Origin of the sequence: Streptomyces niger (assembly GCF_000718305.1) — a bacterium.
In the GTDB taxonomy this organism is placed as follows: domain Bacteria; phylum Actinomycetota; class Actinomycetes; order Streptomycetales; family Streptomycetaceae; genus Streptomyces; species Streptomyces niger.
In genome coordinates, this window is the sequence record NZ_JOFQ01000021.1 from 25,327 (window position 1) to 40,387 (window position 15,061).

A 15,061-nucleotide genomic window follows, 5' to 3' on the forward strand; every position below is an offset into this window, starting at 1 on the left:
CTCATCCGGTTCCCTTGACACCAAAGGCCGCATGACTGTTGGTTATCTCTGCACCGTAGATATGACAACGATGTCAGACGATGAAGCCGGAAGAGTGGAGAAGCTCGCGTGCGGCTCAGACACCTGCGTGGGATCAACCGCCCCGTCGCCCTGGCGGCGGCCGCCCTCCTGATCGTGACGGCACAGGGCGCGGCCGTCGCCGCACCCGCCACACCGCACGCACCACCCGACGCCGGCGGGACGTTCGGCTCGTCCTTCGAATCCGGCCAACCCGCGCCCGACTGGCGCGACACCGCCGAGACCCCCGCCGGCGGCTCCCCGAAGGTCTCCGGGGTCCATCCCGAGGGCGCCACCGCACCCGGCATGACCAGCCGCGTCGACACCGGCCCCACCGACTCCCCCACCGCGAGGCAGAACGCCGGCTTCACCGGGACGCACGCGCTGCGGTACGGCGGCACGCACACCGCCGAGGACCACGGCTACGCGTACAACAAACTCTTCGACGTGGACGTGCCCGTCGGCCGCGACACCGTCCTGTCCTACAAGCTCTTCCCCGAAATGGCCGGATCCGCGCGTGACTACCGGGCCACCCAGGTCTCCGTCGATCTCGCCTTCACCGACGGCACCTACCTCAGCGACCTGAAGCCCACCGACACGAACGGCGCCCCGCTGACCCCGCAGGGCCAGGGCGCGGCCAAGACGCTCTACGTCAATCAGTGGAACAACCGGGAGTCGGAGATCGGAGCGGTGGCCGCCGGAAAGACGGTCGACCGCATCCTGCTGGCGTACGACGCGCCGCACGGCACCGGCGACTTCCGCGGCTGGCTCGACGATGTGTCACTGGCGCCGGCGAAGCCCGAGAAGCCCCTCGCGCACCTCGCCGACTACGCCTCGACCGTCCGCGGCACGAACTCCAGCGGCAGCTTCTCGCGCGGCAACACCTTCCCCGCGACCGCCGTCCCCAACGGCTTCAACTTCTGGACGCCGGTGACCAATGCCGGCTCCCAGGACTGGCTCTACGAATACGCGCGCAAGAACAACTCCGACAACCTCCCCACGCTCCAGGCCTTCGGCGCCAGCCACGAACCCAGCCCCTGGATGGGCGACCGGCAGACCTTCCAGGTGATGCCGTCCACCGCGGCCGGCACCCCCGACGCCTCCCGCACCGCCCGCGCGCTCCCCTTCCACCACTCGAACGAGACGGCCAAGCCCCACTATTACGGCGTCACCTTCGACAACGGTCTGAAGGCCGAGATCGCTCCCACCGACCACGCCGCGATGATGAAGTTCACCTTCCCGGGTGCGGACGCGAACCTGATCTTCGACAACGTCAACAACAAGGGCGGCCTCACGCTCGACAAGGACAACGGCGTCGTCACCGGCTTCTCCGACGTCAAGAGCGGGCTGTCCACCGGCGCCACCCGGATGTTCGTGTACGCGGTCTTCGACGCCCCGGTCACCGGCGGCAGCAAGCTCTCCGGGGGCGGCGGCCCCGACGTCACCGGCTACCTGCGCTTCGAGCCCGGCGCCGACCACACCGTCACGATGCGCATCGCCACGTCGCTCATCAGCGTCGACCAGGCGAAGGAGAACCTTCGCCAGGAGATCGCGGACGGCGCCTCGTCCACGTCCGTACGGGACCGGGCCCGCGCGCAGTGGGACGACATCCTCGGCCGCATCGAGGTCGAGGGGGCGAGCCACGACCAGCTCACCACGCTCTACTCCAACCTCTACCGGCTGTACCTGTACCCCAACTCCGGCTCCGAGAAGGTGAATGGCAAGCAGCGTTACGCCAGCCCCTTCTCCCCGCAGACCGGCCCGGACACCCCGACCCACACCGGCTCGAAGATCGTCGACGGCCAGGTGCACGTCAACAACGGGTTCTGGGACACCTACCGGACCACCTGGCCCGCGTACTCCTTCCTCACCCCGAAGCGCGCCGGCGAGCTGGCCGACGGCTTCGTGCAGCAGTACAAGGACGGCGGCTGGATGTCCCGCTGGTCCTCCCCCGGCTACGCCGACCTGATGACCGGCACCAGCTCCGACGTGGCCTTCGCCGACGCGTACGGCAAGGGCGTGCGCTTCGACGCGGAGGCGGCCTACGAAGCGGCGCTGAAGAACGCCACGGTCGCGCCGCCCAGCCCGGGCGTCGGCCGCAAGGGCATGAACACCTCGCCCTTCCTCGGCTACACCTCCACCAAGACCAAGGAGGGCCTGTCCTGGGCGTTGGAGGGCTACCTCAACGACTCCGGCATCGCCCGCATGGGCCAGGCGCTCTACAAGAAGACCCACGAGACTCGGTACAAGGAGGAGTCGGCGTACTTCTTCCACCGCGCCCGCAACTACGTGCGGCTCTTCGACGACAAGGTCGGCTTCTTTCAGGGCAAGGACGAGCAGGGCGACTGGCGGCTGTCGCCGGACAAGTACGACCCGCGCGTCTGGGGCAACGACTACACCGAGACCAACGGCTGGTCCTTCGCCTTCACGGCTCCGCAGGACCTGAAGGGCCTCGCCAACCTCTACGGGGGCCGCGCCGGCCTGGCGAAGAAGCTCGACACGTACTTCGCCACCCCGGAGACCGGCACCAAGGAGTTCGCCGGCAGCTACGGCGGCGTGATCCACGAGATGACCGAGGCCCGCGACACCCGGATGGGCATGTACGGCCACAGCAACCAGCCCTCGCACCACATCGCGTACGCCTACGACGCGGCGGGGCAGCCGTGGAAGACGCAGGAGAAGGTCCGCGAGGTCCTCTCCCGGCTCTACCTGGGCAGCGAGATCGGCCAGGGCTACCCGGGTGACGAGGACAACGGCGAGATGTCGGCCTGGTACGTCTTCAGCGCCCTCGGCTTCTACCCGCTGGTGATGGGGGCGCCGGAGTACGCGATCGGCTCCCCGCTCTTCACGAAGGCCACCGTCCACCTGGAAAGCGGCCGCGACCTGGTCATCAACGCCCCGGAGAACAGCGCCCGGAACGTCTACGTGCAGGGCGTGAAGGTCAACGGCAAGGCGTGGAACTCCACGGCACTGCCGCACTCCGTCCTCGCCCGCGGCGGCACGCTCGACTTCGCCATGGGCGCGACGCCGTCCCGCTGGGGCACCGGCAAGAACGCCGGCCCCACCTCGCTCACCAAGGACGACAAGGTGCCGGCCCCGGCCGCCGACGTGGCTCCCGCGGACGGCTCGGCGCTCTTCGACGACACCTCGGACACGTCGGCGTCCTTCGGGACGGCGGCCGCCGACCTCACGAAGGACACCCGCGTCTCCCAGTACACGCTGACCTCGTCGGCGAAGGCCGAGGCGCCGAACGGCTGGACCCTGCAGGGCTCCCGGGACGGCCGCCGGTGGACCACCGTCGACCGCCGCTCCGCCGAGTCCTTCACGTGGGACAAGCAGACCCGCGTCTTCTCGGTGGCCCACCCGGGCACGTACCGGCACTACCGCCTGATCCCGAGCGGCCGGGCCACGCTCGCGGAGGTCGAACTCCTCTCCTGACCCCGCGCCGCGTCACAGGGCCGCCCCGCTCGTCCGAGTGGGTGCGGCCCTGTGCGGCTCCGGGACGGCTCAGAGGAGGCCGTTGAGGAGGCTGCTGAGCAGGCCGCCGCCGTAGCCGTTGCCCCAGTCGCCACGACCCCAGCCGCCCCAGTCGCCACGGTCGTCGTCACCGCCCATGTCGTCGTCGCGGCCCTTGTCATCGTCACGGTCCTTGCACGTGCACTTGTGGTGGTCCCACGACTGCACCGTCGGGGCCTGCGGGGCGGCCTGGGCCACGCCGGAGAGCGGGACGACGACGGCTGCCGCGAGGGCGGCGGCCGCGACGGAACGGCCGATGGTCTTGCGCATGTGATTCTCCTGTCGGGAAGAAGTGTGACGATACGCAGATCTACCGCGCCCCGCCGCCGTCACCACCATGCTCCGCGCGACTCCACTCCACCGGTCTATGCGGAAGGGCCGCACCCCCGCTGTCGGGGTGCGGCCCTTCCTGCCGCCGGCCGGGCTCCGCTTACTCGCGGCCGTGCTTACCTGCGGCTGTGCCTACTTACGGATGAGGCTGCGCAGCACGTACTGCATGATGCCGCCGTTGCGGTAGTAGTCGGCCTCGCCGGGGGTGTCGATGCGGACCTTGGCGTCGAACTCGACGTCTGCCCCGGAGGGAGCCGCAGCCTTCACCTTCACGGTCTCCGGGATGCCGCCGTCGTTCAGGGCGGTGATGCCGGTGATGGAGAAGGTCTCCTCGCCGGTCAGGCCCAGGGACTGGGCGGAGGCGCCCTCGGGGAACTGCAGGGGCAGGACGCCCATGCCGATCAGGTTCGAGCGGTGGATGCGCTCGTAGGACTCGGCGATGACGGCCTTGACGCCGAGCAGCGCGGTGCCCTTGGCGGCCCAGTCGCGGGAGGAGCCGGAGCCGTACTCCTTGCCGGCCAGGATGACCAGCGGGATGCCGGCGGCCTGGTAGTTCTGGGAGGCGTCGTAGATGAAGGAGACCGGGCCGTCCTCCTGCGTGAAGTCACGCGTGAAGCCGCCCTCGGTGCCCGGCGCGATCTGGTTGCGCAGGCGGATGTTGGCGAAGGTGCCGCGGATCATGACCTCGTGGTTGCCACGGCGGGAGCCGTAGCTGTTGAAGTCGCGACGCTCGACGCCGTGCTCGGTGAGGTACTTGCCGGCCGGGGTGTCGGCCTTGATCGCACCGGCCGGGGAGATGTGGTCGGTGGTGACCGAGTCGCCCAGCTTGGCCAGGACGCGGGCGCCGGCGATGTCCTCGACCGGGGCCGGGTCCATCGTCATGCCCTCGAAGTACGGGGGCTTGCGGACGTAGGTGGACTCGGCGTCCCACTCGAAGGTGTTGCCGGTCGGGATCGACAGGGCCTGCCACTGGGCGTCGCCCGCGAAGACGTCGGAGTAGGACTTGTTGAACATGTCCTCGCCGATGGCGTTCGCCACGACGTCGTTGACCTCGGCCTCGGTGGGCCAGATGTCCTTCAGGTGGACCGGGTTGCCGTCCTGGTCGATGCCCAGGGCCTCCTCGGTGATGTTCACCTTCATGGAGCCGGCGATGGCGTACGCGACGACCAGCGGCGGGGACGCCAGGTAGTTCATCTTGACGTCGGGGTTGATCCGGCCCTCGAAGTTGCGGTTGCCGGAGAGCACCGAGGTGACGGCGAGGTCGGCCTCGTTGACCGCCTTGGAGATCTCCTCGTCCAGCGGGCCGGAGTTGCCGATGCAGGTGGTGCAGCCGTAGCCGACCAGGTTGAAGCCCAGCTTGTCCAGGTACGGGGTCAGGCCGGCCTTGTCGAAGTAGTCGGTGACGACCTTCGAGCCCGGGGCCAGGGTGGTCTTGACCCACGGCTTGCGGGTCAGGCCCTTCTCGACCGCCTTCTTGGCCACGAGCGCCGCGGCGACCATGACGTAGGGGTTCGAGGTGTTGGTGCAGGAGGTGATCGCGGCGACGGTCACGGCGCCGTGGTCGATCTCGTAGGTCGAGCCGTCGGCGGCGACGACCTGGGTCGGCTTGCTCGGCACGCCGTTGGTGCGGGCCGGGGCGTCGGAGGCCGGGAAGGACTCCTTGCCCGCCTCCTCGTCGTCCGCGACGTAGTTGCGCACGTCGATGGCGAACTGCTCGGCGGCGTTGGCCAGGACGATGCGGTCCTGCGGGCGCTTCGGGCCGGCGATCGACGGAACGACCGTGGAGAGGTCCAGCTCCAGCTTCTCGGAGAAGTCGGGCTCGGCGGCCGGGTCGAGCCAGAGGCCCTGCTCCTTGGCGTACGCCTCGACCAGCGCGACCTGCTGCTCGGAGCGGCCGGTGAGCTTGAGGTAGTTCAGGGTCTCGTCGTCGATCGGGAAGATCGCGGCGGTGGAGCCGAACTCCGGCGACATGTTGCCGATGGTGGCGCGGTTGGCGAGCGAGGTCGCGGCGACGCCCTCACCGTAGAACTCGACGAACTTGCCGACGACGCCGTGCTTGCGCAGCATCTCGGTGATCGTGAGGACCAGGTCGGTGGCGGTGGTGCCGGGCTGCAGCTCGCCGGTCAGCTTGAAGCCGACCACGCGCGGGATCAGCATGGAGACCGGCTGGCCGAGCATCGCGGCCTCGGCCTCGATGCCGCCGACGCCCCAGCCCAGGACGCCCAGGCCGTTGACCATCGTGGTGTGCGAGTCGGTGCCGACCAGGGTGTCGGGGTAGGCCTGACCGTTGCGGACCATGACCGTACGGGCCAGGTGCTCGATGTTCACCTGGTGGACGATGCCGGTGCCGGGCGGGACGACCTTGAACTCGTCGAACGCGGTCTGGCCCCAGCGCAGGAACTGGTAGCGCTCCTTGTTGCGGCCGTACTCCAGCTCGACGTTCTGCGCGAAGGCGTCGTTCGTGCCGAACTTGTCGGCGATGACGGAGTGGTCGATGACCAGCTCGGCCGGCGCCAGCGGGTTGATCTTGTCGGCGTCGCCGCCGAGCTCCTTGACGGCCTCACGCATGGTGGCGAGGTCGACGACACAGGGCACGCCGGTGAAGTCCTGCATGATCACGCGGGCCGGGGTGAACTGGATCTCCTGGCTGGGCTGCGCCTGGGAGTCCCAGTTGCCCAGGGCCCGGATGTGGTCGGCGGTGATGTTCGCGCCGTCCTCGGTGCGGAGCAGGTTCTCCAGCAGCACCTTCAGGCTGTACGGCAGGCGGGCGGAGCCCTCCACCTTGTCCAGCCGGAAGATCTCGTACGACTCGTCGCCCACCTGCAGGGTGCTGCGGGCGTCGAAGCTGTTCGCCGACACGACAGTCTCCTTCATGCATGAATTCGCGCGTACCACCACGATCCTGCCGTCACCGGCCCCAGCCCATCAGCTAAGGTAAGGCTTAGTTAGGTGAGCCTTACTAGCGCGGCAGCGGTACGCCTCTCGGCAGATATCTCGATGTCGAGATAACTCTAGTACATCGCTGCCGTGCGGTCATGCTCTGCCCACCCGATGTCCGCTTCGTTCCGGGTGGTACCGGGACAGCCGCATCTGCCCCCTAGGCGACGGCCAGGTCGAGGCGGCGCATCCGGGCCGGGTCGGCGATGACCTCGTACGCGGTGATCCGGTCGTGCTCGATCGCGAGGGTCAGGACGAGGGCCAGCCGGCCTGCCGGGGCCACGACGATGCCGGGTGCGCCGTTCACCAGCGCCGGCTCCGCGTCCCGCGCGCGCCGCCCGAAGACGAGCGTCCCCTCCGCCACGGCACGCGCCCCGCGGAGCACCGTCGCGGCGCCCGGAGGCAGCGCGGCGGGGTCGGCGCGGCGCACGGCGTCGGGGGCGAGCACCGCGAGCAGCGCGTCGAGGTCGCCGCGGCGCGAGGCGGCGAGGAAGGCCTCGACGACGCGCCGCTGCCGGTCCAGCTCGGGGCGGGGCGTGGCGCTCGTCCCCCGCACCCGGTGGCGCGCCCGGCTCGCGAGCTTCTTCGTGGCGACCGGCGAGCGGTCCACGAGGGGCGCGATCTCCGCGAACGGCACGGCGAACAGGTCGTGCAGCACGAACGCGACGCGTTCGGCGGGCGCGAGCGTGTCGAGCACCACGAGCAGGGCGCGGCCGACCGCGTCGGCCAGCACCGCCTCGTCCTCCGGCGTGCCGGGTCCGTCCGTGGTCCCCGACCGCCCGGCCTCGTCGGGCAGCCCGTCCCCCGCCGGGTCCTCCCGCCGTGCCGTACGGGCCCGCAGCGCGTCCAGGCAGACCCGCGAGAGGACGGTACGCAGCCAGCCGCCGAGGTTGGCGATCTCCCGCGCGTCGGCGCGGCCGAGCCGCAGCCAGGTCTCCTGCACGGCGTCCTCCGCCTCGGCGAGCGAGCCGAGCATCCGGTACGCCACCGCGCGCAGCTGCCCCCGGTGCGCCTCGAAGCGCTCCGCCAGCGCGTCGTCCCCGGCCCGGTCCGCCGGCCCGCCGTGCCCGTTCCGGCCGTCCGCCGGCCCGTCGTGCTCGTCCATCGGTCACCTTTCCGTGTCGTGCCCCGTCACTCCTTCGACGCGCCCGACACCGCCAAGGTGACACGGCTGACACGGATGACACGGAGAGGAAGCACCCCATGCCTGCCCTGCCGACGACGGCCCCGGCCACCCCCGTCCAGCCCCTGCTGCGCCCTGTGGCACTGGGCGACCTCCGGCTGCCCAACCGCGTGGTGATGGCCCCGCTCACCCGCGCCCGTGCCGCTGCCGCCGGGCTCGTGCCGACGGCACTGCACGCGGCCTACTACGCCCAGCGGGCCGGCGCCGGACTGATCATCACCGAGGGGACCTGGGTCGACGAGGAGGCGATCGGCTTCGTCCACGTACCCGGCATCCACAGCGACGCCCAGGTGGCCGGGTGGCGGCGCGTCACCGACCTGGTGCACGCCCTCGGCGGCCGCATCGTGGTCCAGCTCTGGCACACCGGCGCCGCCTCCCACCCCGATCACCACGGCGGGCGGCCGCCCGCCGGGCCGTCGGCGGTCGACCCGCGCGTCCGGTCCTTCACGCCCGGCGGCTTCAAGGCCACGGTCACGCCCCGGGAGATGACCGCCGCCGACATCGCCGCGACGGTCACCGCCTTCCGCGCGGCCTCGGCGAACGCCCGGCGCGCGGGGTTCGACGGGGTCGAGATCGGCGCCCTGCCCCCGTTCCTGCTCACGCAGTTCCTCAACCCGCGGCTGAACCGCCGCACCGACGCGTACGGCGGCGACCGCGTCCGCCGGCGGCGGCTGCTCCTGGAAACCGTGGACGCCGTGTGCGAGCCGTGGGCCGGCCGGCGCGTCGGCGTGCGGCTGGGTCCCTACCTGGCCTCGGGGGACCGGTTCCCGGTCGACGCGGAGTCGCTCGCCGACCACGAGGCGCTGGTGGCGGAGCTCGACGCCCGCCCGCTGGCGTATCTGCACCTCCGGGGCCCGGACGTGTCCCCCGCCGGCGCGTCCCCCGATCCCGGGGCGTTCGCGCGGTGGCGGCGCCGGTTCCGCGGCCCGCTGCTCGTGAACAACGGCTTCGACCGGGAGTCCGGGAACGCCGTCCTCGACGCGGGCCTCGCCGACGCCGTCTCGTACGGCACCCACTTCGTCGCCAACCCCGACCTGGTCACCCGCTTCGCACTCGGCCAGGGCCTGGCGGCCGGTGACGCCGCCACGTTCTACACCGGCGGCGCGGAGGGGTACGTGGACTACCCGCTCAGCGGGACCGGGCCGGCCGTCACCAGGGACGCCCCTCCGGCAGCTCGGTGAGGTGCGGTGCCGAGAGGTGGAGGACCTCGTAGCGGTCGGTGCCGTCGTGCTCGGATGCGGGCACGGGGTCCGTGCCGAGGACGAGGCGGAGCAGCTGCCAGTGGTGGGGGTCGACCGCGAGGGCCGCGGTGTGGACGGCGGGGTGTCGGGCCAGTTCGCGGAGGGTGGCGGTCTCCTCTGCCAGGAGGCGGCCGAGAGCCAGGCCGTCGGGGTCCGGGCCGAGGCCGGCCGGGAGCGAGGTGAGGCGGCGGGTGGCGGTGCGCGGGGGCGTCCCGCGCGCCGGGCCCGCCGTGACGGCCGCGCCCGTCCAGTGGCGTACGGCGGGGCGGCCGAAGTCGCGCACGATGTTCTGGAAGCCGCCCCCGCCCAGGAGGAAATGGCCCATCGCGCCCGTGTCCTGCCAGAGGTAGAAGGGCGCGTACTGGTTGACCGGCGAGCCGTTCACCCCGCGCTCGCGCACCAGGTACGCCTTGAGGGCCAGCCCGGCGCGGTCGTCGAGCAGGTGGCCGGTGGCCGCCACCCGCTTGCGGATGGTGCCCATGTCGTGGTCGGCGGGCAGGGTGATCTCGTACTGCGCGGCGTACATCACCGGCCCCCGGCGGTGGCGTGGCCGGCGATCAGGGCGAGCACGCCGGTGACGGCCTGGTCGAAGGCGGCCGGCGAACCGGCGGCGCGGGCGAGGACGTAACCGCCCTGCACCACCGCGACCACGCTCGCCGCCGTGGCCGCCGGGTCCAGCCCCGCGGCCAGCTCGCCCCGTGCAGCCCCCTCGGCCAGCACCTCCGTGAGGCGGCTGCGCAGCCAGTCGAAGGTCTCGTCGACCGGGGCTCGCAGCGCCGGGTCGGCCATCACGTCCGGGTCCTGGGTGAGCCGCCCCACCGGGCAGCCTTTGAGGGCGTCACGCTCGCGGCGCAGGTACGCCTCGATCCGGTCCAGCGCCGTACCGGGCCCGTCCAGCAGCCGCGCCACCTCGGCCCGCATCTCCTCGGCGGTGCGGCGGATGGCCGCCAGCGCGAGGTCCGGCTTACCGCTGAAGTGGTGGTACATGCTGCCCTGGCCCGCTTCGGCGCGCTGCAGGATCGCCTTGGGGCTGGTGCCGACGTAGCCGCGCTCCCACAGCAGGGCGCGGGTGCTCTCGATGAGGCGTTCCGAGGTGCTGCTCGCCGCGCTCGGGCGGCCGTCCGGCGCACCGTCCTGCGGCCTGGTCACTGGGGTCATGCGGTCAGCATACATACCAGTACGTACAGGAGCTCGGCACGCCGGTCCCGGAAGGGCGCGAAAAAGGTGGCGCGGCCGTGTCACATTCCGCGGGGCGCGATCCGTCAGTGGGGTGAAGCAGCAAGACGCACCACAAGAAGTACCGGCCGAGCAGGCCCTTACCGAGGAGCACCTCATGCAGGCACGTATGAAGAACCCCGCGGCCCTCTTTCCCGAGACCGTGCCGGCCGTGCAGCAACTGCTGAAGGCGGCCAGGTCCGGCGGGGTGCCGGAGACGACTCTGGAACTGGTGCACCTGCGGGCGAGCCAGATCAACGGCTGCAGCTACTGCGTGGTCGGCGGGGCGCAGAGCGCGAAGAAGGCGGGCGAGACCGATGAGCGGCTCATCGCGGTGTCGGCCTGGCGCGAGGCACCGTTCTTCACCGACGCCGAGCGCGCCGCACTGGCGCTCGCCGAGGCCTCGACCCGGCTCGCCGACCGGTCGGACCCGGTACCGGACGAGATCTGGGACGCGGCCGCCGAGCACTTCGACGAGCGGCAGTTGGCGGCGATCATCCTGATGGTCGGCGCGACCAACCTCTTCAACCGGATCAACGTGACGACCCGGCAGCCGGCGGGCCCGACCTGGTGACCCTCAGCCCGCGCCCAGCGGCCCGTTCAGGCCCGTGCGGACCAGGGTGACGATCTCGTCGTCCGAGAGGCCGAGGGCGCGGGCCTGGGCGATCAGGCCGGCGGTGGTGTCGGTGAGGCGGGCGAGGGCCGGGGAGGCCGCGCCGGTCACCACCGCGCCGCGGCCGCGCCGCAGTTCGATCAGGCCCTCGTCCTTCAGGCGCTGGTAGCCGCGGAGGACGGTGTGGACGTTGACGCCGAGGGAGCCGGCGAGGGTGCGCGCGGCGGGCAGCCGCTCCCCCGCGCGTACCGAGCCGTCGGCTATCGCGCCGCGTACGGACGCGGCGATCTGGTCGCCCAGGGGCACGGCGGAGGCCGGGTCGATGCGGACGAGCATCAGGCGGTGCCCTCCGGCTCGGCGTCCGTGCCCTTCGGGCCGATGTCCGTGCCCTTCGGGCCGGTGTCCGTGCCCTTCGGGCCGGCGTCCGCACGGTCGACGAGGGTGTTCAGCAGGGCCGCGGCGGTGGCCGCGTCCCCGACCGTCACCACGAACTCCTTGCCGCTCACCAGTCGCAGCGACAGCGCCTCGCCGGAGCGGAGGACGAACCCGCTGCGGCCCGGCCGCATCCGGTAGCCCCAGCCGCCGAACTCCCGCAGCGCGGCGATCTCCCGGCTGTCGGCCTCCCGTATGCGCTCCAGCGGGATGCGCATACGGGGGTACGGGAGGAGCGGCGGGGTGACGGTCAGGCCACGGCGGTCGGCGGCCACCCGCAGACCGGCGAGCGCGAGGACCAGCAGCGCACCGACGATCGGCCCCGACGCCGCCGACCAGCCGGCGACCGGGCCCGTGACCAGGCCGGCGGCGAGGAGCACCAGGCCGAGGGCGTACAGCACCGGGGAGCTGATCGTCCGGGACCAGCCGGCGACCTCGGAGTCGGCCAGGGCGAGACGGGGCGCGTCACCGCCGGAGCCGTCGTCCGGCAGCGGCGTGTCCTTGCCGGCCAGCAGCCAACCCAGCGCGGCGGCCACCACTCCCGTACCGAAGGCCGCGGCGAGCTGCGACAGCGGGAGCGCGGCGGCCGCGCGGCCGCCGCCGGCCGCCGCGTTGACGTACAGCGTGGCGACGAACGCGTACGCCACCAGGCCCGCGACTCCGTATCCGACGGTGATGACCGCGCGGGCGGCGCCGAGCGCGGAGCCGGGCCGCGCCTTCGCCGCGGACGCGGGGCCCTTCGCCGCGAACGCGGGGCGCGCGTCCACGCGCGGTACGCCGTCCGTACGACGCCCCTCCCTCGTGCGCCGCACCGCGCCCGTACGCCGTCCTGCTGCCGGCAGCAGGACGACGAGCCCGAAAAGGGCACCGAGTACGAGGAGCGTGCCGATCCCGGCGGCCAGGAAGCCGCCGGCCGAGGAGAAGCCGTCGGCGTGCCCGTCGGCGCGGAAGTGCGTGGCCAGCGTCTCGGGCAGCCGCTCGGCAAGGCGCGCGTACGCCGTTGCGACGACGGCGACGGCCACCGGAAAGGGTGCCGCCGCGACGATCACCCGGCGGACGCCCGGTCGCTCGGACGCGTCCGCCTCGCCGCCCCGCTGTCCTGCGGTAATGCCCCAGTGTCCGGCCATCTCCGGGGTCCCCCTCCCGTCCGTCCGCCACCGCCGCGGCGCTCCTGCCCTGCCGCCGTACGGCCTATTGTTCGCATAGTAGTAGAACAATAGGCGATTGAACATCCATCTCATATCTGAGATACCGTTTTCCCCATGGCAGACGACTACCTCGTACGCATCGGCAAGCTCATCCGTGATGCCCGGCAACACCGGGGCTGGACACAGACGCAGCTGGCAGAGGCGCTCGGCACCAGCCAGAGCGCGGTGAACCGCATCGAGCGCGGCAATCAGAACATCAGCCTTGAGATGATCGCCCGGATCGGCGAAGCGCTCGACAGTGAAATCGTCTCCCTGGGGTACGCAGGGCCCATGCATCTCCGCGTCGTCGGCGGCCGCCGGCTCTCCGGCAGCATCGACGTGAAAACGAGCAAGAACGCGTGCGTCGCCCTCCTCTGCGCGACGCTGCTGAACGCCGGCCGCACCACGCTGCGTCGCGTCGCCCGCATCGAGGAGGTCTACCGCATCCTCGAAGTCCTCGGCTCCATCGGCGTCCGCACCCGCTGGATCAACGACGGCAACGACCTGGAGATCGTGCCGCCGGCCGAGCTGGACCTGGACGCCATGGACACCGAGGCCGCGCGGCGCACCCGCAGCGTCATCATGTTCCTGGGCCCGCTGCTGCACCGCATGGACCACTTCAAGATTCCGTACGCGGGCGGCTGCGACCTCGGCACCCGTACGGTCACCCCGCACATGACCGCGCTGCGCCACTTCGGCCTGGAGGTCACCGCCACCGAGGGCACGTACCACGCGCACGTCGACCGGACCGTGGCCCCCAAGCGCGCGATCGTGCTGACCGAGCGCGGCGACACGGTGACCGAGAACGCGCTGCTCGCCGCCGCCCGGCACGACGGCGTCACCGTCATCCGCAACGCCTCCTCCAACTACATGGTCCAGGACCTGTGCTTCTTCCTGGAGCAGCTGGGCGTACGGGTCGAGGGCATCGGCACCACCACCCTCACCGTGCACGGCGTCGCGCAGATCGACCGGGACGTGGACTACGCGCCGTCGGAGGACCCGGTAGAGGCGATGAGCCTGCTGGCCGCCGCGGTCGTCACCGAGTCCGAGCTGACGATCCGCCGGGTCCCTGTCGAATTCCTGGAGATCGAGCTCGCGGTCCTGGAGGAGATGGGCCTGGACCACGAGCGCAGCGCGGAGTACACCGCCGACAACGGCCGCACCCGCCTGATCGACCTGACGGTCCGTCCGTCCAAGCTCAGCGCCCCGATCGACAAGATCCACCCGATGCCGTTCCCGGGCCTGAACATCGACAACGTGCCGTTCTTCGCGGCGATCGCGGCCAGCGCCCAGGGCCAGACCCTGATCCACGACTGGGTCTACGACAACCGCGCGATCTACCTGACGGACCTCAACCGCCTCGGCGCGCAGGTCAAGTTGCTCGACCCGCACCGCGTCCTGGTCGACGGGCCGACCCGCTGGCGCTCGGCGGAGATGATGTGCCCGCCGGCCCTGCGCCCCGCCGTCGTCGTCCTCCTGGCCATGATGGCCGCCGAGGGCACCTCCGTCCTCCGCAACGTCTACGTCATCAACCGCGGCTACGAGGACCTCGCCGAGCGCCTGAACTCCCTGGGCGCGCAGATCGAGATCTTCCGCGACATCTGACCGGCGCGGTCGTGTGCGGCGCCCTTCGCGGCGCCGCGCACGACCATCCCGCTCGGCGGGGGATTTGCCCGGCATTAGCGAAACGTCAGTCGGACGTGAGCGGAACGTCAGCGGGTCCCGCGAGATTGGTGTCACCGCGGGGCACCGGTCCCGCGCGCCACCGCACACCGAACGGGGAACCCAGCATGCGTACGTCCCGACTCCGCACCACCGTCCTGGCCACCACCACCGCCGCGGTCGCCCTCACCGCCGGAGGCGCGGCCGTCGCCTCGGCCGCGACGCCCGCCAAGGCCACCACCACCCAGCAGTGCGCCGTCGGCGACCTGTCGTACTCCGTACTGCACCGCTTCGCGAACGAGCAGGGCGACCACCTGCTGGTCACCGCGCGGAACACCGGCTCCACGGCGTGCTGGGTGACGTCCTACCCGTCGGTCAAGCTCGGCAGGACCACGAACGTCCTCCCCCACGCGAAGCAGGACGCCCCGGGCGGCAAGGACCGGATCACGGTGCAGCCCGGCGCCAAGATCTACTCCGCCGTCGCCCTCTACGCCGGCCTGGGCAACGACCACACCGCCACGGACTTCTCCCTCGCCCTGCGCGACCAGTCCGGCCACACCGGGCAGGCCACCGCGCTGAAGTCCCGCGACGCCAAGGGCAACCTGTCGAAGTTCACCTGGTCCGAGGCCGACGTCCTGAACTGGAACAAGCAGAAGCCGTACGACTTCTGATCGGTCTTCCGCTCCGC

General features: G+C 71.7%; 12 protein-coding genes. 5 read left to right on the forward strand and 7 right to left on the reverse strand.

Going from position 1 to position 15,061, the window contains the following annotated elements; translation table 11 throughout:
• Window positions 1-108: 108 nt before the first annotated feature.
• Window positions 109-3,495 carry a GH92 family glycosyl hydrolase gene (locus IF20_RS30300; protein WP_110944677.1) on the forward strand — a complete coding sequence of 1,129 codons (3,387 nt, stop codon included), beginning with the start codon at window positions 109-111 and terminating at the stop codon, window positions 3,493-3,495.
• A 69-nt stretch (window positions 3,496-3,564) separates the two neighbouring features.
• Here IF20_RS30300 and IF20_RS30305 read toward each other — a convergent pair whose 3' ends face one another.
• The 3 genes from IF20_RS30305 to IF20_RS30315 form a co-directional block, all read right to left on the reverse strand.
• Window positions 3,565-3,843 carry a hypothetical protein gene (locus tag IF20_RS30305; protein ID WP_052868581.1) on the reverse strand — a complete coding sequence of 93 codons (279 nt, stop codon included), beginning with the start codon at window positions 3,841-3,843 and terminating at the stop codon, window positions 3,565-3,567.
• Window positions 3,844-4,035: 192 nt separating this feature from the next.
• Window positions 4,036-6,762, reverse strand: coding sequence for an aconitate hydratase AcnA (gene acnA, locus IF20_RS30310; RefSeq protein WP_052868582.1), 2,727 nt, complete (start codon window positions 6,760-6,762; stop codon window positions 4,036-4,038).
• 238 nt (window positions 6,763-7,000) lie between these two features.
• Window positions 7,001-7,945: a sigma-70 family RNA polymerase sigma factor gene (locus tag IF20_RS30315; RefSeq protein WP_110944678.1), complete on the reverse strand. Its 945-nt coding sequence runs from the start codon at window positions 7,943-7,945 to the stop codon at window positions 7,001-7,003.
• Window positions 7,946-8,043: 98 nt separating this feature from the next.
• On the opposite strand from IF20_RS30315, the gene IF20_RS30320 reads away from it, so the two are divergent.
• Window positions 8,044-9,204 (forward strand): oxidoreductase, encoded by a 1,161-nt coding sequence (locus IF20_RS30320; RefSeq protein ID WP_052868583.1) that lies wholly within the window; start codon window positions 8,044-8,046, stop codon window positions 9,202-9,204.
• Here the strand turns inward: IF20_RS30320 and IF20_RS30325 are convergent.
• Window positions 9,173-9,790, reverse strand: a complete 618-nt coding sequence (locus IF20_RS30325; protein ID WP_052868584.1) for a DUF4865 family protein — start codon at window positions 9,788-9,790, stop codon at window positions 9,173-9,175. The genes IF20_RS30320 and IF20_RS30325 overlap by 32 nt on opposite strands.
• Window positions 9,790-10,422 carry a TetR/AcrR family transcriptional regulator gene (locus IF20_RS30330; protein WP_110944679.1) on the reverse strand — a complete coding sequence of 211 codons (633 nt, stop codon included), beginning with the start codon at window positions 10,420-10,422 and terminating at the stop codon, window positions 9,790-9,792. Before IF20_RS30330 ends, IF20_RS30325 begins: the two co-directional genes overlap by 1 nt.
• Window positions 10,423-10,597: 175 nt before the next feature.
• On the opposite strand from IF20_RS30330, the gene IF20_RS30335 reads away from it, so the two are divergent.
• On the forward strand, window positions 10,598-11,053 hold the full coding sequence (locus IF20_RS30335; RefSeq protein ID WP_052868586.1) for a carboxymuconolactone decarboxylase family protein: 456 nt from the start codon (window positions 10,598-10,600) through the stop codon (window positions 11,051-11,053).
• 3 nt (window positions 11,054-11,056) lie between these two features.
• Here the strand turns inward: IF20_RS30335 and IF20_RS30340 are convergent, their stop codons facing one another.
• Entirely contained in the window at window positions 11,057-11,428 is a 372-nt protein-coding gene (locus IF20_RS30340; protein WP_052868587.1) for a GntR family transcriptional regulator, read from the reverse strand.
• Window positions 11,428-12,651: an SdpI family protein gene (locus IF20_RS30345; RefSeq protein ID WP_052868588.1), complete on the reverse strand. Its 1,224-nt coding sequence runs from the start codon at window positions 12,649-12,651 to the stop codon at window positions 11,428-11,430. Before IF20_RS30345 ends, IF20_RS30340 begins: the two co-directional genes overlap by 1 nt.
• Before the next feature lie 135 nt (window positions 12,652-12,786).
• Between IF20_RS30345 and IF20_RS30350 the strand changes: the two genes are divergently transcribed.
• Together IF20_RS30350 and IF20_RS30355 are read left to right on the forward strand one after the other, a co-directional pair.
• A complete protein-coding gene (locus tag IF20_RS30350) occupies window positions 12,787-14,316 on the forward strand; it encodes a helix-turn-helix domain-containing protein (RefSeq protein ID WP_052868589.1) in 1,530 nt (509 codons plus the stop codon).
• 185 nt (window positions 14,317-14,501) lie between these two features.
• The gene (locus tag IF20_RS30355) at window positions 14,502-15,044 is read left to right on the forward strand and encodes a DUF4232 domain-containing protein (RefSeq protein WP_052868590.1); all 543 of its coding nucleotides are present in this window, start codon (window positions 14,502-14,504) and stop codon (window positions 15,042-15,044) included.
• The last annotated feature ends 17 nt before the right edge of the window (window positions 15,045-15,061 follow it).